Raw genomic sequence first — 18923 nt, 5'->3', positions numbered from 1 at the left:
AGTTCGATCACAAATTCAGCAGGAAAAAACGCTGTGAAATCAAGCACTTGCTCGACGGAATCAGCATTTTCCCGGGACGGGTTCGTTTCCAAGTGCAGCCCGCTCGCGCTGTGGACTAAGTCCCGTTGCGGATGTGCTGGCCAGCCGCGTCGCGCCTGATGACCGGCCCGGCCGACCCAGCGTTTTCGCCGCGGATCTGGCAAGTCGGCGCGCTGTGCCGCGCCGTTGCGGACTTCCTGGACGCGCGACTCAATCCGGTGGCGGTCCGCGGCGAGGTTTCGGGCTGCTCGCGCCCGTCCAGCGGGCATCTGTACTTCTCGCTCAAGGATCCGCAGGGTCAGCTGCGTTGCGCCATGTTCCGCCGGGCGGCCGGCCTGCTCGATTTCGTGCCGCGCGACGGCGACCTGGTCGAGGTGCAGGGCCGGCTGACGGTCTACGAGCCGCGCGGGGACCTGCAGCTGGTGGTCGAAAGCCTGCGGCGGGCAGGGCAGGGCGCCTGGTACGAGCGCTTCGCCCAGCTCAAGGCCCGGCTGGAAGCCGAAGGCCTGTTCGATGCCGACCGCAAGAGGCCCCTGCCGGCGATGCCGCGCGCGATCGGCCTGGTCACTTCCACCGGCGCCGCCGCGCTGCACGACGTGGCCACCGCCTTGCGGCGGCGCGTGCCGCACATCCCGGTGGTGCTGGCGCCCGCGCCGGTGCAGGGGCCTCAGGCCGCGGGCGAGCTCGTCCGTGCGCTCGAGGCGCTGTACGTCGAAGCGGCGGCGGGCCGCATCGACGTGATCCTGCTGGTGCGCGGCGGCGGCTCGATCGAGGACCTGTGGTCCTTCAACGAGGAAGCGCTGGCCCGTGCGGTGGTGCGCAGTCCGGTGCCGCTGGTGTGCGGCGTCGGCCACGAGACCGACTTCACCATCGCCGACTTCTGCGCCGACCTGCGCGCGCCGACCCCGACCGCCGCCGCCGAGCTGGTGACCCGGCCGCGTGCGGACTGGCTGCAGGACCTGCAAGGCACGGACGAGCGCCTGCGGGCCGCCGTCATGCGCCGGCTGGACACGGCCGCGCAGCGGCTGGACCAGGCCAGCGGACGCCTGGGCCGGCCCTCGTCGCGGCTCGCCCAGCAGCAGCGCGCCCTCGGCCAGCTCGGCGACCGGCTGCGCCATGCGGTGCGGCTGCGGCTCGAACGGGCGCGCTCGGAACTGGCCGCACGCGACAGCCGCCACGCGGCCGCGCTGCCCCGCGAGTTGCAGCGCCAGCACGAGCGCCTGCACCGCGCCGACCTGCGGCTGCAACTGCTGGACCCGCGGCTGGTGCTGCAGCGCGGCTATGCGCTGCTGACCGACGAGGACGGGCACGTGGTTTGCCGGGCGGCGCAGACCCGCACCGGCCAGGTGCTGCGGGCAACCCTGTCGGAAGGAGAGGTTGATCTGGCGGTGGTCCAGCCGAGGTTGCTTTAGTGCCTAGAATCGTCCGCTTCTGACAGACCAACAACCAACTCGAGGAACCATGGAACACACCCTGCCCCCGCTCCCGTACCCGATCGATTCGCTGGCGCCGCACTATTCCAAGGAAACCCTGGAGTACCACCACGGCAAGCACCACAACGCCTACGTGGTGAACCTGAACAACCTGCAGAAGGGCACCGAGTTCGAGAAGATGGAACTGGAAGACATCGTCAAGAAGTCCTCCGGCGGCATCTACAACAACGCGGCCCAGGTCTGGAACCACACGTTCTTCTGGAACTGCATGAAGCCCAACGGCGGCGGCGAGCCCACCGGTGCGCTGGCGCAGGCGATCCAGTCCAAGTGGGGCAGCTACGCGGCGTTCCGCGAAGCCTTCGTCAAGTCCGCCGTCGGCAACTTCGGCTCCGGCTGGACCTGGCTGGTCAAGAAGCCGGACGGCAGCGTCGACATCGTCAACACCGGCGCCGCCGGCACCCCGCTGACCACGGCCGACAAGGCGGTGCTGACGGTGGACGTCTGGGAGCACGCCTACTACATCGACTACCGCAACCTGCGCCAGAAGTTCGTCGAGACCTTCCTGGACAAGCTGGCGAACTGGGAGTTCGCGCAGAAGAACTTCGCGTAACCGCTACGCTGGTATCCGCTCCGCTCCAATAGGAAACAAGGGCCGCTTCGCGGCCCTTGTCCTTTTGTGGTTCCGCTATTTCTGGAAAGGCTGGCCGGTTAGCTTTGACCCAGCCTTGACGCCGCGCTTGGCGAACCAGCCCTGGTTCATCTCGAGCACGTAGCGCACGGGGCGCGCGGAGCAGTGGGAGTCGAGCGACTGCGGCTGCATGTCGGCGATGTTGACGACCGTGCCGTCATCGTCCAGGAAGGCGGCCGACAGGGGCAGCAGGGTGTTCTTCATCCAGAAGCACTGGACCGAGGGCTGAGCGAACACGAACAGCATGCCTTCGTGCTGGGGCATCTGGCGGCGCCACATCAGACCGGTGGCGCGCTCGTCGGGGCTGCGCGCGAGCTGGGCGTCGATCTGGTGCATGCCGGCGGCCAGGTGCACGCGCGGCAGGTCGGTCTGGGGCTCCTGCGCGGCGGCCGCGGCGGCGGCCCCCAGCGCGATGGCTGCAATCAGGGCTTTCATGGGCACGATTGTGCGGCCGAAACGAAAGTGCCCGCCGAAGCGGGCACCGGGCGCCAAGGCGCGGAAATCAGGCCTTCTTGTCTTCGGCCTTCTTCGCCTTCTTCGCGGTCTTCTTGCTGGACTTCTTGGCGGCAGCCTTGTCTTCCTTGGCGGCGGCCTTTTCTTCCTTCTTGGCTTCGGCCTTGGCCGGGGCCGCCGGCGTGGCGGGCGTGGCCGGGGTGGCCTGCGCGAACACGGCGGCGGAGAACAGGGCGGCCGTCAGGGCGGCGAGCAGCTTGGACATGATCAGGATCCTCTCGGGTCAGTTTGCAGGGAACCGGTTTCGGTTGTCCTCCCGGGGTGCGGAAGGCTCCCCCGTAACGGGGCGGCCGATGCGCCCGTTGACAGTGCCTGTCCGGCGGATCGGGGCCGGCCTCGGTCCCATGAAAAATGCCCGCGCGAGGCGGGCATCTTCCAGGGGCCGGAAGGCCTTACTTCTTGGCTTCTTCCTTCTTGTCGGCCTTCTTTTCGGCCTTGGCTTCCTTCTTCTCCGCCTTGGCTTCGGCCTTGGCTTCCTTCTTCTCTTCCTTCTTCGCTTCGGCCTTGGCCGGGGCAGCCGGGGCGGCGGCCGGGGTGGCTTGCGCGAAGGCGGCGGTGGCGAACAGGGCGGCGATCAGGGAGCCGAGAAGCTTGGTCATGGTTTTCTTCCTTTGGGATGATGATTTTCGAAAAGCACCTCCCGTCGCCGGGAAGCTCCAGCCGCAACGCGCGGGGCTGGCCGGCGGTTGACACGGACGGGCTGGCGGCCTGCGCGCGAGGGGGCGCCGGTGCCGGCGGCTAGAATCCCGAGGTTTGCCGCAGCCCGCGGCGACCCAGCATTCCACATCCTCCCCGAAGGACGCTTTCCTCCATGTACCAGCACATCAAGGTGCCCAGCCAGGGCCAGAAGATCACCGTCAACGCCGACACTTCGCTGAACGTGCCGGACCAGCCGATCATTCCCTACATCGAGGGCGACGGCACGGGGATGGACATCACGCCGGTCATGCTCAAGGTGGTCGACGCCGCGGTCGCCAAGGCCTACGGCGGTAAGCGCAAGATCCACTGGATGGAGGTCTATGCCGGCGAGAAATCGACCAAGGTCTATGGCCCCGACGTCTGGCTGCCCGAGGAGACGCTGCACGCCGTGCGCGACTACGTCGTCTCGATCAAGGGCCCGCTGACCACGCCCGTGGGCGGCGGCATCCGCTCGCTGAACGTGGCGCTGCGCCAGGAGCTGGACCTGTACGTCTGCCTGCGCCCGATCCAGTACTTCAAGGGCGTTCCCTCGCCGCTGAAGGAGCCGGAGAAGACCAACATGGTCATCTTCCGCGAGAACTCCGAGGACATCTACGCCGGCATCGAGTACGAGGCCCAGTCCGACAAGGCGCAGAAGGTCATCAAGTTCCTGATCGAGGAGATGGGCGTCACCAAGATCCGCTTCCCCGGGACGTCCGGCATCGGCATCAAGCCGGTCTCGATCGAGGGCACCGAGCGCCTGGTGCGCAAGGCCATCCAGTACGCCATCGACAACGACAAGCCCAGCGTCACGCTGGTGCACAAGGGCAACATCATGAAGTTCACGGAAGGGGGCTTTCGTGACTGGGGCTATGCGCTGGCCAAGAAGGAATTCGGCGCGGTCGAGGTCGACGGCGGCCCGTGGTGCAAGTTCAAGAACCCGAAGACGGGCAAGGACATCACCATCAAGGATTCCATCGCCGACGCCTTCCTGCAGCAGATCCTGCTGCGCCCGGCGGAATACAGCGTGATCGCCACGCTCAACCTCAACGGCGACTACGTCTCCGACGCGCTGGCGGCCCAGGTGGGCGGCATCGGCATCGCCCCGGGCGCCAACCTCAGCGATACGGTCGCCATGTTCGAGGCCACCCACGGCACCGCGCCGAAGTACGCCGGCAAGGACTACGTCAACCCCGGCTCCGAGATCCTGTCGGCCGAGATGATGCTGCGCCACATGGGCTGGACCGAGGCCGCCGACCTGATCATCAGCTCGATGGAAAAAGCCATCCTGTCCAAGAAGGTGACCTACGACTTCGCCCGCCTGATGGACGGCGCCACCCAGGTGTCCTGCTCCGGCTTCGGCCAGGTCATGATCGACCAGATGTGACTTGCATGAGGGCCGAAGGCCCTCGCGCGAGGTCATCCCCGCGAGCGCAGCGAAAGCGGGGATCCACAGCCCCAGAAACGAAACAGCCGCCCACGGGGCGGCTGTTCTTCATGGCCAGGCCGCCTACTCGGCCGGAAGATCCGCCCGCTGCCCGGAAGCATGGAACTGCGGCGCCCGCACCTTGGACTGCCGCGGCGGCCTCTCGTCTTCGGCTGCCGGGCCGGCGCCGTTGGGCTGGGCCTCGGTCTGGATGTTCTGCGCGAGCTGGCCTTTCGGGCCCTCGGTGATCTCGAAACTCACGCGCGAGCCCTGCTTGAGGGTCTTGAACCCCTCCATCGCAATGGCCGAGAAATGGGCGAACACGTCCGAGCCGCCGCCGTCGGGCTCTATGAACCCGAATCCCTTCGCATCGTTGAACCACTTGACAGTACCGGTCGCCATGACGGGGCCCCTCTCTCCAATCCCTCGAATTCCTGCGCGCGAGTGTCACGGATCAGGCCCGGGGCTGTCAACATTTCCACATACTAAAGTTTTGATGGCTCCTTCGGGCGATGCAATCGGCCGCGAGCCCCGCTCGGCGGGGAAACTAGAGAGGCGCGCAGCCGACCCGGCTGAGCGCGCGGAAGGCCCTCAGCTGGCTCCGGCCGCGCTGCTTGAATGTGGCGCCCCCGTCACCATTTCAGATTGGCGGTGCAGCGCGAAAGCCTGCTCGATAGAATGAATTTCATGGCCAGCAAACCACCCGTGCCCGCACCGGTCGCGCCCCGCGCGCAGCCGACGGAGGACGACGGCGGCTCCGTGGTGCTCGAGAGGCGGACCCAGAAGACGAAGCCGCCCCAGATGTACCAGGTCGTCATGCTCAACGACGACTACACCCCGATGGAGTTCGTGGTCGTGGTGATCCAGGAGTTCTTCAACAAGGACCGCGAGACGGCAACCCAGATCATGCTCAAGATCCACCTCGACGGAAAAGGCATCTGCGGGGTCTATTCCCGCGACGTCGCTGCCACCAAGGTGGAGCAGGTCCAGGAAGCCGCCCGCCAGGCAGGCCACCCGCTGCAGTGCGTGAGTGAACCTGTCGAGTAACGCGCAGTCCAAGCGCTCACCGCGTTCCCAGCAAGCAAGGCAAAAGGAAAGTTCATGATTGCCCAGGAATTGGAAGTCAGCCTCCACATGGCGTTCGTGGAGGCGCGGCAGCAGCGCCACGAGTTCATCACCGTGGAACACCTGCTGCTGGCCCTGCTGGACAACCCCAGCGCGGCCGAGGTGCTCCGGGCTTGCTCGGCCAACATCGACGACCTGCGCAAGTCGCTGTCCAACTTCATCAAGGACAACACGCCGCAGGTCGCCGGCACCGACGACGTGGATACCCAGCCGACGCTGGGCTTCCAGCGCGTGATCCAGCGCGCGATCATGCACGTGCAGTCCACCGGCAACGGCAAGAAGGAAGTCACCGGCGCCAACGTGCTGGTGGCCATCTTCGGCGAGAAGGATTCGCACGCCGTGTACTACCTGCACCAGCAGGGCGTCACGCGGCTGGACGTGGTCAACTTCATCGCCCACGGCATCAAGAAGAGCGACCCGCCCGAGCCCGCCAAGAGCGGCGAGTCGTCGGGCGCCGACGGCGAGGAAGGCGGCGAGAAGAACGAGAAGGCCTCGCCGCTGGAGCAGTTCACCGTCAACCTCAACCAGCAGGCCAAGGACGGCAAGATCGACCCGCTGATCGGCCGCGAGTACGAGGTCGAGCGCGTCATCCAGATCCTGTGCCGCCGGCGCAAGAACAACCCGCTGCTGGTGGGCGAGGCCGGCGTCGGCAAGACGGCCATCGCCGAGGGCCTGGCCTGGCGCATCGTCCAGAAGGACGTGCCCGAGATCCTGGCCGATTCCAACGTCTACTCGCTCGACATGGGCGCGCTGCTGGCGGGCACCAAGTACCGCGGCGATTTCGAGCAGCGCCTCAAGGGCGTTCTCAAGTCGCTCAAGGACAAGCCCAACGCCATCCTGTTCATCGACGAGATCCACACCCTGATCGGGGCCGGCGCGGCCTCGGGCGGCACGCTGGACGCGTCCAACCTGCTCAAGCCGGCGCTCTCGAGCGGCCAGCTCAAGTGCATCGGCGCGACCACCTTCACCGAGTACCGCGGCATCTTCGAGAAGGACGCGGCCCTGTCGCGGCGCTTCCAGAAGGTCGACGTGGTCGAGCCGACCGTCGAGCAGACCATTGAGATCCTCAAGGGCCTGAAGTCGCGCTTCGAGGAGCACCACAGCGTCAAGTACGCGGCCAACGCCCTGCAGGCGGCGGCCGAGCTGTCGGCCAAGTACATCAACGACCGGCACCTGCCCGACAAGGCCATCGACGTGATCGACGAGGCCGGCGCGGCCCAGCGCATCCTGCCCGCGGGCAAGCGCAAGAAGACGATCTCCAAGGCCGAGGTCGAGGAGATCGTGGCCAAGATCGCCCGCATCCCGCCGGCCAACGTGTCCAACGACGACCGCGGCAAGCTGCAGAACCTCGAGCGCGACCTCAAGTCCGTGGTGTTCGGCCAGGACAAGGCCCTCGAGGTGCTGGCGGGCGCCGTCAAGATGGCGCGCTCGGGCCTGGGCAAGGGCGACAAGCCGATCGGCTCGTTCCTGTTCTCCGGCCCCACCGGGGTCGGCAAGACCGAGGCGGCCAAGCAGCTGGCCTACATCATGGGCATCGAGCTGATCCGCTTCGACATGTCCGAGTACATGGAGCGGCACGCGGTGTCGCGCCTGATCGGTGCGCCCCCGGGCTATGTCGGCTTCGACCAGGGCGGCCTGCTGACCGAGGCCATTACCAAGAAGCCGCACGCGGTGCTGCTGCTCGACGAGATCGAGAAAGCGCACCCCGACATCTTCAACGTGCTGCTGCAGGTGATGGACCATGGCACGCTGACCGACAACAACGGGCGCAAGGCCGACTTCCGCAACGTGATCATCATCATGACCACCAACGCGGGGGCCGAGACCATGAACAAGGCGGCGATCGGCTTCACCAACCCGCGCGAGGCGGGCGACGAGATGGCCGACATCAAGCGCCTGTTCACGCCGGAGTTCCGCAACCGCCTGGACGCCATCGTCAGCTTCAAGGCGCTGGACGAGCAGGTCATCCTGCGCGTGGTCGACAAGTTCCTGCTGGTGCTGGAGCAGCAGTTGTCCGAGAAGAAGGTCGATGTCACCTTCACCGACAAGCTGCGCAAGCACCTGGCCAAGAAGGGCTTCGACCCGCTGATGGGCGCGCGGCCGATGCAGCGCCTGATCCAGGACACGATCCGGCGCGCGCTGGCCGACGAACTGCTGTTCGGCCGGCTGACCGAAGGCGGGCGCCTGACGGTGGACCTGGACGACAAGGACGAGGTCCTGCTCGACATCCAGCCGCTGCCGAAGAAGGAGGGCAGGGCCAAGCCGGAACCGGAAGAGATCTCTTCCGAGTAACGCGCCCGAGCAGGGCGAACCGCCGCCCCGCGACCGAAAGCCGCCCCCTGGGGCGGCTTTTCTATGGGCCGAGCAGTTTCGTCACCAGCCGCCAATGCTGGGGTTCGACGGGCGTGATCGACAGCCGGTTGCCCTTCTTCAGCACCAGCATGTCGGCCAGCTCGGGAATGCCGCGCATCTCGGGCAGCGTGAGGTTGCGCGTCTTCTCCAGCACCTGCACGTCCACCAGCATCCAGCGCGGCGCATCCGGGCGGGAGGCTTCGTCGTGGTAGGGCGACGTCGGGTCGAACTGGGTGGGGTCGGGGTAGGGCGCCGACGCCACCCGCGCGAGGCCGACGATGCCCGGCTCGGCGCAGCTGGAGTGATAGAACAGGACGCCGTCGTCGATGCGCATGGTGTCGCGCATGAAGTTGCGCGCCTGGTAGTTGCGCACCCCGGTCCAGGGCAGGGTTGCACCGGGCGCCGCCAGGAAATCGTCCACCGAGGCCTCGTCGGGCTCGGACTTCATCAGCCAGTAGTGCTTCATCGCTCCCCCAGGACAGTCGCGCCGGATTATGGGCGGCCGCCGGCGGCCAGGAAGCCGTGGCGGCACCAGGCCGGGAAACGGCGCTACCAGCCGAAGTCCTGCAGCAGCACCTGGATGCGCCGGGCCAGCACGTCGGCGCCGAAGCCATTCAGGTGGATGCTGTCGGCGCGCAGGGTGGACGCCGGAACGTCGTTGCGCAGGTCGCTCGCGCCTTGCGCCGTCGCGGGATCGGCCTGGTCCACCATGAAGCGGCGGATGTCCAGGAAGTGAAGCGGGTACGCAGCCGCCAGGTCCTGGTTGAGACGGACGACGGCGTCGTGTTCGGCCGTGCCGGCCGGTGCGGCGCCGGCGTCGTTCACCAGCGCGAGCACCACGAAGTCGTCGTTGCCGGGAGCCAGGCTGGCAACCGCCGCCGCGAGGTCCGACTTGATCCGGGCGGCGGCCGCTGGGCCCGACTGGCGGAAGTTGTTGTGGCCGAACCAGAAGATCGTGATCCGGTCGCGCAACGCCGGCTGCGCCGCCCTCAGCCGCTCCAGCACTTGCATGGACGTCTCGCCGTCGACGCCGCCGTCGAACACCTGCCGCCCCGGCTGCAACTGGCTCAGCGCGCGCGCCAGCGGCGGCACCATGGAGTCGCCCCACAAGGCCAGATCGGGGGTGGGTGGTGTGCGCAGGCTCGCCGAACCCGACGCCTCGGGGGTGGCATCGAGTCCGGATCCGCCTCCGCATGCGGCCAGCAGCAGCGACCCCAGCAGACTGGCCGCTTCTCTGCGGTTCATGCTTCCTTCTTCCCGCAAGCGATTCAAAGCACCGCATTCTGGAAGTCGCCCGGCGCCGCCGTCTGTAAGCAGGCGCGCCCGTGTGTAGCGCTCCGTTGCCGATCGCCTGGCACCGCGCCCTGCCTACAATCGGGCGCATGGCTGGTGCATTGCGCGTGGCGGTGATGGGGGCGGGGGCGGTCGGCTGCTACTACGGCGGCATGCTGGCCCGCGCCGGGCACGAGGTGGCGCTGATCGCGCGTCCGGTTCACGCCGAGGCGATCGAGCGCGATGGCCTGCGCATGGAAACACGCAGCTTCGACGAGCGCGTGCGGCTGGCTGCAGGCAGCGATGCTTCGGCGGTGCGCGGCGCGGACCTGGTGCTGTTCTGCGTGAAGTCGATGGACACCGAGTCGGCGGGCGCGCAGATCGCGCCGCACCTCGAACGCGACGCCCTGGTGCTGTGCCTGCAGAACGGCGTGGACAACGCCGATCGCCTGCGCGCGGTGCTGCCGGGCCACTCGGTCGCTGCGGCGGTGGTCTATGTGGCGACGGAGATGGCCGGCCCGGGGCACGTCCGGCACCACGGCCGGGGCGAACTGGTGATCGAGCCGGCCGCGCGAAGCGCCGAAGCGGCGCAGGCCCTGGCGGCCGCCGGCATTCCCGCCGAGATCTCGGACAACGTGCGGGGCGCCCTCTGGGCCAAGCTGATCCTGAACTGCGCCTACAACGCGGTGTCGGCGATTGCCCAGCGGCCCTACGGCGAGAACGTGCGCGGCGAGGGCATCCAGAAAGTGATGCGCGACGTGGTGGATGAATGCCTGGCCGTGGCGACGGCCGACGGTGTGCAGCTGCCCGGCGACATCGACGCCGCGGTGCGCCGCATCGCCGAGACCATGCCCGCCCAGTTCTCGTCGACCGCACAGGACCTCGCCCGCGGCAAGCCCAGCGAGATCGACTACCTCAATGGCCTGGTGATGCGGCGTGGGCAGGCGCTGGGCATTGCGACGCCGGTCAACCGGGTGCTGTGGGCCCTGGTGAAGCTGATCGAGGGCAAGCGGTAACGCTCCTCAGAGCCGCGCCAGCCGCTGCAGCGCCTGGTTCAGCGTCTCGTCCTTCTTGGCATAGCAGAAGCGCACCACGCGCTGGTCGAAGCCGTCGCCGTAGAAGGCGGACAGCGGGATGGCGGCGACGCCGATCTCGCGCGTCAGCCACTGGCAGAACTCGTCTTCGCGCAGGTCGCTGACGGCGGAGATGTCGACGCACTGGAAGTAGCTGCCCTGGCTGGGCAGCATGCGCAGCCGGGTGCGTGCCAGGCCCTCGCGGAACAGGTCGCGCTTGCGCTGGTAGAACCCCGGCAGCTCCAGGTACGGCCGGGAGTCCGCCATGTAGGCCGCCAGCCCGTGCTGGACCGGCGTGTTGACCGTGAACACGTTGAACTGGTGCACCTTGCGGAATTCCGCCGACAGGGCCGCCGGCGCCAGCACGTAGCCGACCTTCCAGCCGGTGACGTGGTAGGTCTTGCCGAAGCTCGACACGATGAACGCGCGGGCCGCCAGGCCGGCAAAGCGCGCCGCGCTCTGGTGCGGCTGGCCGTCGAACACCATGTGCTCGTAGACCTCGTCGCTGATCAGCAGCACGTCGGTGGGCGCCAGCAGGTCCTGCAGCTGCAGCATCTCCTCGCGCGTCCAGACCGTGGCGCTGGGGTTGTGGGGCGAGTTGACCAGGATCGCGCGGGTGCGCGGCGTCATCGCCGCTGCAATCGCTTCGAAGTCCGGCCGGAAGCTGCCGGGCACCAGCGGCACGCGCACCACGGTGCCGCCGGCCAGCTCGATGTTGGGCACGTAGCTGTCGTAGCAGGGCTCCAGCACGATCACTTCGTCCCCCGGCCGGACCACGGCCAGGATCGCGGTGATGATGGCCTGGGTCGCGCCGGCCGTGACGGTCACCTCGGCGCCCGGGTCGTAGCTGCGGCCATACAGGGCCTCGACCTTGGCCGAGACCGCCTCGCGCAGCGCCGGCACGCCGGCCATGGGCGGGTACTGGTTCAAGCCGCTGGTCATCGCGTCGGTCACGGCTTGCACCAGCCGCGGGTCGCAGTCGAAGTCGGGGAAGCCCTGGCCCAGGTTGACGGCGCCGGTCTCGCTGGCGAGGGCCGACATCACGGTGAAGATGGTCGTGCCCACGCTGGGCAGCTTGGTCTGGACGGCCGGCGTGCGCGGCGCAGTTTCAAAGGTCATAGTCGTTCACGTGGCCGTTCATGGCCTTGGCGATCAGGTTGCGGTTCAGCCGGTCGGGCGACAGCAGCTCGGCGAACCGCAGGACGAAGTTGCGCAGGTAGACCCCGCGCTTGAAGGCGATGCGCGCGACGTTCTGGCCGAACAGCGCGCCCAGCGGGCGCGCGGTCAAACCGTCCTGCCCATCGCCGCGGATCGCCATCTCGGCGACGATGCCGATGCCCAGGCCGAGCTGCACGTAGGTCTTGATCACGTCCGAGTCGATCGCCTCCAGCGCCACCCGCGGCTTCAGCTTGCGCTGGGCGAAGGCGGCGTCGATGCGGGTGCGGCCGGTGAAGGACGGGTGGTAGGTGATGATCGGCTCGGCCGCCAGGTCCTCCAGCGTGATGCGTTCCTTGCGCGCCAGCGGATGCTCGTGCGGCACCACCAGCATGTGCTGCCACTCGTAGCAGGGCAGGGTCACCAGCTCGGGGTAGTCCGTCAGCGATTCGGTGGCCACGCCGATCTCCACCACCTCGTCGATCACCATCCGGGCCACCTGGTCGGGCGATCCCTGGTGCAGGCTGACGTTCACCTTGGGGTAGGCTTCGCGCAGCTTGGCCACCGGTCCCGGCAGCACGTAGCGGGCCTGGGTGTGGGTGGTGGCGATGGACAGGGTGCCGCTGTCCTGGGCGCTGAACTGCTCGCCGATGCGCTTGAGGTTGCCGACCTCGCGCATGATCAGCTCGATGCTCTTGAGCACGTGCAAGCCGGGTTCGGTGACGCGCTTGAGGCGCTTGCCGTGGCGGGCGAAGATTTCCACCCCCAGCTCTTCCTCGAGTTCGATGATCGCCTTGGACACGCCCGGCTGCGAGGTATGCAGCGCCTTGGCCGCCTCGGTGAGATTGAGGTTGCGGCGGACCGCTTCCTGGACAAAGCGGAACTGGTGAAGGTTCATGCCGAATTTGGTCTTAAGCAGGAACCTATTATGCCTGCAGCGTACTAAGCTCCGAGCGCAATCGAGGCCATGCAGTCGAGCGCCGCCGCCTGTTCGCCGACCGAAGCCAGGGCGGTGATCGTCAGGGCCGGGTGCCGGCGCCGCGCAGCGGCCAAGTGCTCCGGGAGATCCTCGCGGACGTGCCGGCCGACGCCGACGAACACCGGCAGCACCGCCACCGACGTGGCCCCTTGTTGCGCGACCTGGTCGATCGCCGCCGCGAGGTCGGGAGCCTGCCACTCGAGGAAGGCGCAGGCCACCAGCGCATCGGGCGCGCGTGCGCGGATGCGCGCCGCCACCGCGTCCATGGGCTCGCGCCAGGCCGGATCGCGCGAGCCGTGGCCCAGCAGGACGATGCCGCGCGTCATCGCCGCAGCACCAGCCAGGTGAACGCCCCCAGCGACAGCAGGCTGTACAGCAGGCCGGGCGCGGCCGCCGTCAGCCACGGCCACCAGGTTCGCAGGTTGCCCATGTAGCCGAACACGTTGTTGAGCAGGAAGAAGCTGATGCCGATCAGCACGCCGACGAAGACGTAGCTGGTGATCCCGCCCGCGCGGAAGTGCAGGTAGGCAAAGGGCAGCGCCATCACCACCATCACCAGGCAACTGAGCGGATAGAACACCTTGCGCCAGAACTCGATCTCGTAGCGCTGCGAGGTCTGGCCGTTGTCTTCCAGGTGCTGGATGTACTCGAACAGGGCCACGGTGCTCATGCGGTCGGGCTTGAGCAGCGCCACCGAGACCATTTCCGGCGTGATCCGGGTCGGCCATTCGAACTCGGCGCGCACGACATGCTCCACCGTGGGTGCCTGCGTGCGCGTGAGGTAGCGCGTGACCTGGGCGTCCTGCAGCACCCAGCCCTGGTCGCCGAAGACCGCGCGCGCAGCCGTGGTGGTGCTGATCATGTGGCCACGGTCGTCCGCCTCGAACAGGCGCACGCCCTGCATGGAGCCGTCGGGCGCGAGCGCCGCCACGTTGACGTTCCAGGTGGACTGGGCCTGGCGCTCCTTCAGCCAGGCGCCGGTCTGGCCGATGCTGATGCGCCCCTGGTAGCGCGCCCGCAGCAACTGCGCGGCCTTGTCGGCGGCCGGGGTGATGTAGTCGCCGACCGCGAAGGTGAGGGCGGCAAAGCCCAGGCCCAGCAGCAGCAGGGTCCGCAGCGCCAGCCCCGGGCCGAGGCCGCTGGTGCGCAGGATGGTGTACTCGGAGCTTTGCGCCATCCGCGCCATCACGAAGATGGTGCCGATCAGCACGGCGATCGGCAGCAGCTCGTACAGGTGGTTGGGCATCAGCAGCGTGACGTACAGCAGCGCCTGCGTGAGCTTGTAGGTGGCGATGCCGCCCTTGCCGACGTTGGGCAGCTCGTCGACGAAATCAAAGAAGAAGAAAAGAGCCAGGAAGCCGGCGGCCACGAACACCACGGCCGAGAGCACCTCGCGGTAGATCAGGCGGCGGATGGTCTTCATGCCGCCGCCCCTGCGGCCCGCTGCTGGCGCCGCAGCCGCGGCAATGCCCAGTTGTTGTGCTGCTTGCCCAGCCACAGGGCGGCCAGGGCGAAGGTGCCGCCGTGCAGGGTGAGCATGAACGGCAGGAAGCCCACGCGCGCGCTGCTGATCCAGCTCTGGCCCAGGTTCAGGAGGTTGTAGTAGACGATGAAGGCGAACAGCGCGAACACCAGGTTGCCGCTGCGGCCGGCGCGCGGGTTGACGCTGGAGACGGTGATGGCGATGACCACGAAATTGAGGGCCGCCAGCGCCAGTCCGATGCGCCACGCCAGCTCGCCCAGGTTGGGGCCACTGGGGCTGGCCAGCAGCGCATAGGTCGAAAGCGTCTTGGACGGCGCGTTGTCCTGCGGACCGAGCTGGGTGCTGCCCACCTTGTTGCCCAGCTCATGGAACTCGCTGATCTTGAGGTTGCCGCCCTCCACCTGGGTCTCCAGCCGCTGGCCGTTGGACAGCAGCAGAAACTGGGTCTCGCCTTCGGTCACCACCCGCCCGGTGCGCGCCGTGGTGACGGTCTGCTTGCCCTTCTCGACGGTGGAGATGAAGATGTTCTTGCCCGACTTGTTGTCCGGCGTGTCCTTGTCCAGGAAAAAGACGCGGGTGCCGCTGGCCGACTCCTGGAACTGGCCGGGCGCCACCCGTTCGAGGTCGCCGCGGCTGCCGTAGCGGTCCTTCAGGTCCTGCGTCTGCTGGTTGGCCCAGGGCCAGACCAGCAGCCCCATGGCGGCGATCACGGCCAGGATCGGCCAGGCGAACATCAGCAGCGGCCGCAGCAGCGCCGACAGCCCGCGCCCGGCGGAGAACCAGATCACCATCTCGCTGTCGCTGTACATGCGCGAGAGCGTGCCCACGATGGCGATGAACAGGCACAGCGTCAGGATGGGCGGCAGGTATCCCAGCACCGTATAGCCCATGACCATCAGCACTTCCTGGGGGTTGACGCTGCCGCGGTTGGCCTGGCTCAGGGTGCGGATCAGGGTCATCGTCATGACGATGGTCACCAGCACCACGAGGGTCGCGCCGAAGCTGCGGGCCAGCTCTCTGCGCAGGGAGGAATGGAATAACATCGGCGCGAAACGCGGCTCGCGAGAAGAAACACGGGATTATGAACTTCGAACTCAAGGCACTGGGGCTCGCCGAGGCGGCCGCGCAAAAGTGCGATGCACTGGTGGTGGTGATGGGCGAGGACTTCGCCGGCGGGTCCGACCCGGTGTCGCGGCTGGCGCAGGAGGCGCGCAAGGCCGGCGACTTCGAAGGCAAGCCCGGCAAGCTCCTGCAGGCCTACCGGTTCGAGGGCGTCGCCGCCAGCCGGCTGGTGCTGGCGGGGGCGGGCGACGGTTCTGCCAAACGCATCCAGGCCGCCGTGCATGCCGCGGTAGCCGCCCTGCGCAGCAAGGGCGTCAAGCGCCTGGTCGTCTGCCTGCCGGCCGACGCGCCCGAAGGCGCGGTGCGCGCCGCCGTCGCCGGCACGGCCGAGGCCAGCTACGTCTTCGTCGCCACCAAATCCAAGCCGGAAGGCCGCGAACTGCAGCGCGTCACGATTGCCGTGGCGGGTGACGTCGCGGCCCACCAGGGCGCTTTCGATGCGGCCCGCGCTGCCGCCAACGGCATCGAATTCGCCCGCGAGCTGGGCAACCTGCCGCCCAACCTGGCCACGCCCACGCGGCTGGGCGAGGAGGCGAAGAAGCTGGCCAAGGCGCATGGGTTCCAGTGCGAGGTGCTGGGCCCGAAGGAAGTCGCCAAACTGGGCATGGGCGCGCTCGCGGCCGTGGCACGCGGCTCCGAGGAGCCGCTGCGCTTCATCGTGCTGAAGTACCAGGGTGCGGCGGCCTCCGAGGCGCCGGTGGTGCTGGTCGGCAAGGGCATCACCTTCGACAGCGGCGGCATCTCGATCAAGCCGGCGCCCGAGATGGACGAGATGAAGTTCGACATGGGCGGCGCCGCCAGCGTGCTGGGCACCTTCCGCGCACTGGGCGAGGTCCGGCCGGCCATCAACGTCGTCGGCCTCATCCCCAGCTGCGAGAACCTGCCCGACGGCCGCGCCCTCAAGCCGGGGGACGTGCTCACCAGCCTGAGCGGGCAGACCATCGAAGTGCTGAACACCGACGCCGAGGGCCGCCTGATCCTGTGCGACGCGCTGACCTATGCCGAGCGGTTCAAGCCGCGCGCCGTGGTCGACATCGCGACGCTCACGGGCGCCTGCGTCATCGCGCTGGGCGCCGTGCGCAGCGGCCTGTTCGCCAGCGACGACGATCTCGCCCTGGCGCTGCAGGAGGCGGGCGATGCGGCCTGCGATCCCTGCTGGCGCATGCCGCTGGACGACGAGTACGGCGAGGGCCTGAAGACCAACTTCGCCGACATGGCCAACGTGGCCGGTCGCCCGGCCGGCGCCGTGACGGCCGCCAAGTTCCTGCAGCGCTTCGCATCCCGCTACCCGTGGGCCCACCTGGACATCGCCGGCACGGCCTGGAAGGGCGGCGCGGCCAAGGGCGCCACCGGCCGCCCGGTCGGCCTCCTGGTGCAGTACCTGCTGGGCCAGCAGGCGCCCAGCGCTGCCGGTCGCAAGCCGGCTGCCGCTGCCAAGCGCAAGCCTGCCGCCGGCGCCGCCATGGCCAGGCGCACGGGCGGCGCGGGCCGCAAGGCGGCCGCCTGAACCGGTCATGACCGAGGTCGCGTTCCACTTCAACGCGCCCGACAAGCTGGGCTACGCGTGCCGGCTGGTGCGCAAGGCCTGGGGCACGGGCGCGCAGGTGGTCGTGACCGGGGAGGACGATGTCCTGCGCGAGCTGGACATCGCCCTGTGGTCGTTCAGCCCGCTTGACTTTTTGCCGCATTGCCATGACGCCGCCCAGGGGCAGCGGGTCCAGGCCCGCTCGCCCATCGTGCTGGCATCGGCGCCGCGTTCGGCGCCGCACCAGCAGGTGCTGGTGAACCTGGGCGCCGCGGTGCCCGAGGGCTTCGAACGCTTCGAGCGCCTGATCGAAGTCGTTTCGGCCGAGCCGGACGACCGGCAGCACGGGCGGCGCCGCTGGCGCCACTACAAGGATCGCGGCTACGCCGTCGACCAGTTCGAAGTGGGGCCCGCGCGCTGATGGCCCACCGCACCCCGCCGCGCTACGTGCCGACCCTGACCGAGGTGGTGGCGGGCGCCGCGCCGCCCGCGGCGAGCGAAGCGCCCTCGCAGCACGAGTTGGTCCATCGCATCATGCAGCGCATCGACCTCACGCTGGACAAGCGGCTGCGCGAGGCGATCGCCAGCGTGGTGCTGGAGCACAGCCGCACGCTCGCGCCGGCGTTGCGCGAAGAGGTCGAGGCGGTGGTCGGCGCCGTCGTCGCCGAGGCGCTGGCCGATGAACTGGTGACCGAAGCACGCTCGGCCGCCACGCCTCAGCCGTCCGGCCGCTAGGCCCTCCGCACCCCCTGCAACGGGCCGCCGCACCGGCTGCTCCCGTGCGTTTCCCCTTATGGCTTGAGCAATCAAATTCGGCTATGTTCGCGGCCGTTGAGCTGACAAAAGATCTCAACCCATCCCCACTTTCGGAGGTAATCCATGCAGATGAAGTTGAAGTTGACGGTGGCCGCCGCACTGGCAGCTGCCTGCGGCCTGGCGGCCGCCCAGGAGGTGATCAAGATCGGTCACGTTGCCCCGGTTTCCGGCGCCCAGGCCCACTACGGCAAGGACAACGAGAACGGCGTGCGCATGGCCCTCGAGGAGCTGAACGCGCAGAACATCACCATCGGCGGCAAGAAGGTGAAGTTCGAGATCCAGGCCGAGGACGACGCGGCCGACCCGAAGCAGGGCACCGCGGCCGCCCAGAAGCTGTGCGACTCCAAGGTCGCCGGCGTGGTGGGCCACCTGAACTCCGGCACCACCATCCCCGCCTCCAAGGTCTATAACGACTGCGGCATCCCGCACGTCACCGGCGCGGCCACCAACCCGAACCTGACCAAGCCGAACTACAACACCACGTTCCGCATCATCGCCAACGACAACGCCCTGGGCGCTGCGCTGGCCCTGTACGCCGCCGACACGCTCAAGCTGAAGAAGGTCGCCATCATCGACGACCGCACGGCCTACGGCCAGGGCGTCGCCGAGGTGTTCAAGAAGACGGCGCAGCAAAAGGGCATGCAGGTCGTGGACGAGCAGTTCACCACCGACAAGGCCACCGACTTCATGGCCATCCTGACCGCCATCAAGTCCAAGAGCCCCGACGCCATCTTCTACGGCGGCATGGACCCGCAAGCCGGCCCGATGCTGCGCCAGATGGAGCAACTCGGCCTGTCCAACGTCAAGTACTTCGGTGGCGACGGCATCTGCACGTCCGAGATCATCAAGCTGGCCGCCGGTGCCAAGACGCTGGAGAACGTGATCTGCGCCGAGGGCGGTTCCTCGCTGGCCAAGATGCCCGGCGGCACCGAGTGGAAGAAGAAGTACGACGCCAAGTACCCCGGCCAGTTCCAGGTCTACAGCCCGTACACCTACGACGCCACCTACCTGCTGGTCGACGCGATGAAGCGCGCCAACTCGGCCGATCCCAAGAAGTACATCCCCGAGCTGAAGAAGTCCAACTACAAGGGCGTGACCGCCACGATCGCGTTCGAGCCGAACGGCGAACTGAAGAACCCGGCGACCACCCTGTACACGTACAAGGGCGGCAAGAAGACGCCGCTGAACTGATTCCCGGGGCTGTGCCCTGTATGCAAAGGCCGCCGCAAGGCGGCCTTTTTTTA

General features: G+C 68.1%; 21 protein-coding genes. 10 read left to right on the top strand and 11 right to left on the bottom strand.

Features of this window, described 5'->3' with window-relative positions:
• Positions 1-158: 158 nt before the first annotated feature.
• Positions 159-1451 carry an exodeoxyribonuclease VII large subunit gene (xseA, locus tag PE066_RS00845; RefSeq protein ID WP_271234682.1) on the top strand — a complete coding sequence of 431 codons (1293 nt, stop codon included), beginning with the start codon at positions 159-161 and terminating at the stop codon, positions 1449-1451.
• Between the two features lie 49 nt (positions 1452-1500).
• Complete coding sequence (locus PE066_RS00840) at positions 1501-2082, top strand: superoxide dismutase (RefSeq protein WP_271234681.1); 582 nt, start codon at positions 1501-1503, stop codon at positions 2080-2082.
• Between the two features lie 75 nt (positions 2083-2157).
• Here PE066_RS00840 and PE066_RS00835 read toward each other — a convergent pair whose 3' ends face one another.
• The 3 genes from PE066_RS00835 to PE066_RS00825 form a co-directional block, all read right to left on the bottom strand.
• Positions 2158-2595 carry a DUF192 domain-containing protein gene (locus PE066_RS00835; RefSeq protein ID WP_271234680.1) on the bottom strand — a complete coding sequence of 146 codons (438 nt, stop codon included), beginning with the start codon at positions 2593-2595 and terminating at the stop codon, positions 2158-2160.
• Between the two features lie 67 nt (positions 2596-2662).
• Positions 2663-2878, bottom strand: coding sequence for a hypothetical protein (locus PE066_RS00830; protein WP_271234679.1), 216 nt, complete (start codon positions 2876-2878; stop codon positions 2663-2665).
• 187 nt (positions 2879-3065) lie between these two features.
• Positions 3066-3272 carry a hypothetical protein gene (locus PE066_RS00825; protein WP_271234678.1) on the bottom strand — a complete coding sequence of 69 codons (207 nt, stop codon included), beginning with the start codon at positions 3270-3272 and terminating at the stop codon, positions 3066-3068.
• Positions 3273-3484: 212 nt separating this feature from the next.
• Here PE066_RS00825 and icd point away from each other — a divergent pair, with 212 nt between their 5' ends.
• Positions 3485-4738 (top strand): NADP-dependent isocitrate dehydrogenase, encoded by a 1254-nt coding sequence (gene icd / locus PE066_RS00820; RefSeq protein ID WP_271234677.1) that lies wholly within the window; start codon positions 3485-3487, stop codon positions 4736-4738.
• Positions 4739-4861: 123 nt separating this feature from the next.
• Here the strand turns inward: icd and PE066_RS00815 are convergent, their stop codons facing one another.
• Positions 4862-5179 carry a cold-shock protein gene (locus PE066_RS00815; RefSeq protein ID WP_271234676.1) on the bottom strand — a complete coding sequence of 106 codons (318 nt, stop codon included), beginning with the start codon at positions 5177-5179 and terminating at the stop codon, positions 4862-4864.
• Positions 5180-5455: 276 nt separating this feature from the next.
• Here PE066_RS00815 and clpS point away from each other — a divergent pair, with 276 nt between their 5' ends.
• On the top strand, positions 5456-5824 hold the full coding sequence (gene clpS, locus PE066_RS00810; protein ID WP_271236647.1) for an ATP-dependent Clp protease adapter ClpS: 369 nt from the start codon (positions 5456-5458) through the stop codon (positions 5822-5824).
• 54 nt (positions 5825-5878) lie between these two features.
• Entirely contained in the window at positions 5879-8194 is a 2316-nt protein-coding gene (clpA, locus tag PE066_RS00805; RefSeq protein ID WP_271234675.1) for an ATP-dependent Clp protease ATP-binding subunit ClpA, read from the top strand.
• A gap of 61 nt (positions 8195-8255) precedes the next feature.
• Here the strand turns inward: clpA and PE066_RS00800 are convergent, their stop codons facing one another.
• Positions 8256-8720 (bottom strand): EVE domain-containing protein, encoded by a 465-nt coding sequence (locus PE066_RS00800; protein ID WP_271234674.1) that lies wholly within the window; start codon positions 8718-8720, stop codon positions 8256-8258.
• 83 nt (positions 8721-8803) lie between these two features.
• On the bottom strand, positions 8804-9499 hold the full coding sequence (locus tag PE066_RS00795) for an SGNH/GDSL hydrolase family protein (protein WP_271234673.1): 696 nt from the start codon (positions 9497-9499) through the stop codon (positions 8804-8806).
• Between the two features lie 149 nt (positions 9500-9648).
• Between PE066_RS00795 and PE066_RS00790 the strand changes: the two genes are divergently transcribed.
• Positions 9649-10542 carry a ketopantoate reductase family protein gene (locus tag PE066_RS00790; RefSeq protein WP_271236646.1) on the top strand — a complete coding sequence of 298 codons (894 nt, stop codon included), beginning with the start codon at positions 9649-9651 and terminating at the stop codon, positions 10540-10542.
• Between the two features lie 6 nt (positions 10543-10548).
• Here the strand turns inward: PE066_RS00790 and PE066_RS00785 are convergent, their stop codons facing one another.
• From PE066_RS00785 to lptF, 5 genes are read right to left on the bottom strand one after another with little or no spacing between them, the layout of a single operon-like run.
• Positions 10549-11718: a pyridoxal phosphate-dependent aminotransferase gene (locus PE066_RS00785; protein ID WP_271234672.1), complete on the bottom strand. Its 1170-nt coding sequence runs from the start codon at positions 11716-11718 to the stop codon at positions 10549-10551.
• Positions 11708-12652 (bottom strand): CysB family HTH-type transcriptional regulator, encoded by a 945-nt coding sequence (locus PE066_RS00780; RefSeq protein WP_271234671.1) that lies wholly within the window; start codon positions 12650-12652, stop codon positions 11708-11710. Before PE066_RS00780 ends, PE066_RS00785 begins: the two co-directional genes overlap by 11 nt.
• Positions 12653-12696: 44 nt before the next feature.
• Entirely contained in the window at positions 12697-13059 is a 363-nt protein-coding gene (locus tag PE066_RS00775; RefSeq protein WP_271234670.1) for a sirohydrochlorin chelatase, read from the bottom strand.
• Positions 13056-14156 carry an LPS export ABC transporter permease LptG gene (lptG, locus tag PE066_RS00770; protein WP_271234669.1) on the bottom strand — a complete coding sequence of 367 codons (1101 nt, stop codon included), beginning with the start codon at positions 14154-14156 and terminating at the stop codon, positions 13056-13058. Before lptG ends, PE066_RS00775 begins: the two co-directional genes overlap by 4 nt.
• Positions 14153-15259: an LPS export ABC transporter permease LptF gene (lptF, locus tag PE066_RS00765; protein ID WP_271234668.1), complete on the bottom strand. Its 1107-nt coding sequence runs from the start codon at positions 15257-15259 to the stop codon at positions 14153-14155. The genes lptG and lptF overlap by 4 nt, the downstream gene beginning before the upstream one ends.
• Positions 15260-15297: 38 nt before the next feature.
• Here lptF and PE066_RS00760 point away from each other — a divergent pair, with 38 nt between their 5' ends.
• From PE066_RS00760 to PE066_RS00745, 4 genes are all read left to right on the top strand, one after another.
• Positions 15298-16845, top strand: a complete 1548-nt coding sequence (locus tag PE066_RS00760; protein ID WP_271234667.1) for a leucyl aminopeptidase — start codon at positions 15298-15300, stop codon at positions 16843-16845.
• 7 nt (positions 16846-16852) lie between these two features.
• Positions 16853-17284, top strand: a complete 432-nt coding sequence (locus PE066_RS00755) for a DNA polymerase III subunit chi (protein ID WP_271234666.1) — start codon at positions 16853-16855, stop codon at positions 17282-17284.
• Positions 17284-17598, top strand: a complete 315-nt coding sequence (locus tag PE066_RS00750) for a hypothetical protein (RefSeq protein ID WP_271234665.1) — start codon at positions 17284-17286, stop codon at positions 17596-17598. The genes PE066_RS00755 and PE066_RS00750 overlap by 1 nt, the downstream gene beginning before the upstream one ends.
• Before the next feature lie 144 nt (positions 17599-17742).
• Complete coding sequence (locus tag PE066_RS00745; protein WP_271234664.1) at positions 17743-18870, top strand: branched-chain amino acid ABC transporter substrate-binding protein; 1128 nt, start codon at positions 17743-17745, stop codon at positions 18868-18870.
• Positions 18871-18923 lie beyond the last annotated feature (53 nt).

Origin of the sequence: Ramlibacter tataouinensis (assembly GCF_027941915.1) — a bacterium.
Classification (GTDB): domain Bacteria; phylum Pseudomonadota; class Gammaproteobacteria; order Burkholderiales; family Burkholderiaceae_C; genus Ramlibacter; species Ramlibacter tataouinensis_C.
Note: the sequence above shows the minus strand (reverse complement) of the source record. Positions and strands in the feature narration are given on the sequence as shown.

Coding starts and splice junctions, on each gene's coding strand:
- xseA (WP_271234682.1), top strand. CDS start 159: ATGACCGGCCCGGCCGACCCAGCGTTTTCGCCGCGGATCTGGCAAGTC.
- PE066_RS00840 (WP_271234681.1), top strand. CDS start 1,501: ATGGAACACACCCTGCCCCCGCTCCCGTACCCGATCGATTCGCTGGCG.
- PE066_RS00835 (WP_271234680.1), bottom strand. CDS start 2,595: ATGAAAGCCCTGATTGCAGCCATCGCGCTGGGGGCCGCCGCCGCGGCC.
- PE066_RS00830 (WP_271234679.1), bottom strand. CDS start 2,878: ATGTCCAAGCTGCTCGCCGCCCTGACGGCCGCCCTGTTCTCCGCCGCC.
- PE066_RS00825 (WP_271234678.1), bottom strand. CDS start 3,272: ATGACCAAGCTTCTCGGCTCCCTGATCGCCGCCCTGTTCGCCACCGCC.
- icd (WP_271234677.1), top strand. CDS start 3,485: ATGTACCAGCACATCAAGGTGCCCAGCCAGGGCCAGAAGATCACCGTC.
- PE066_RS00815 (WP_271234676.1), bottom strand. CDS start 5,179: ATGGCGACCGGTACTGTCAAGTGGTTCAACGATGCGAAGGGATTCGGG.
- clpS (WP_271236647.1), top strand. CDS start 5,456: ATGAATTTCATGGCCAGCAAACCACCCGTGCCCGCACCGGTCGCGCCC.
- clpA (WP_271234675.1), top strand. CDS start 5,879: ATGATTGCCCAGGAATTGGAAGTCAGCCTCCACATGGCGTTCGTGGAG.
- PE066_RS00800 (WP_271234674.1), bottom strand. CDS start 8,720: ATGAAGCACTACTGGCTGATGAAGTCCGAGCCCGACGAGGCCTCGGTG.
- PE066_RS00795 (WP_271234673.1), bottom strand. CDS start 9,499: ATGAACCGCAGAGAAGCGGCCAGTCTGCTGGGGTCGCTGCTGCTGGCC.
- PE066_RS00785 (WP_271234672.1), bottom strand. CDS start 11,718: ATGACCTTTGAAACTGCGCCGCGCACGCCGGCCGTCCAGACCAAGCTG.
- PE066_RS00780 (WP_271234671.1), bottom strand. CDS start 12,652: ATGAACCTTCACCAGTTCCGCTTTGTCCAGGAAGCGGTCCGCCGCAAC.
- PE066_RS00775 (WP_271234670.1), bottom strand. CDS start 13,059: ATGACGCGCGGCATCGTCCTGCTGGGCCACGGCTCGCGCGATCCGGCC.
- lptG (WP_271234669.1), bottom strand. CDS start 14,156: ATGAAGACCATCCGCCGCCTGATCTACCGCGAGGTGCTCTCGGCCGTG.
- lptF (WP_271234668.1), bottom strand. CDS start 15,259: ATGTTATTCCATTCCTCCCTGCGCAGAGAGCTGGCCCGCAGCTTCGGC.
- PE066_RS00760 (WP_271234667.1), top strand. CDS start 15,298: ATGAACTTCGAACTCAAGGCACTGGGGCTCGCCGAGGCGGCCGCGCAA.
- PE066_RS00755 (WP_271234666.1), top strand. CDS start 16,853: ATGACCGAGGTCGCGTTCCACTTCAACGCGCCCGACAAGCTGGGCTAC.
- PE066_RS00750 (WP_271234665.1), top strand. CDS start 17,284: ATGGCCCACCGCACCCCGCCGCGCTACGTGCCGACCCTGACCGAGGTG.
- PE066_RS00745 (WP_271234664.1), top strand. CDS start 17,743: ATGCAGATGAAGTTGAAGTTGACGGTGGCCGCCGCACTGGCAGCTGCC.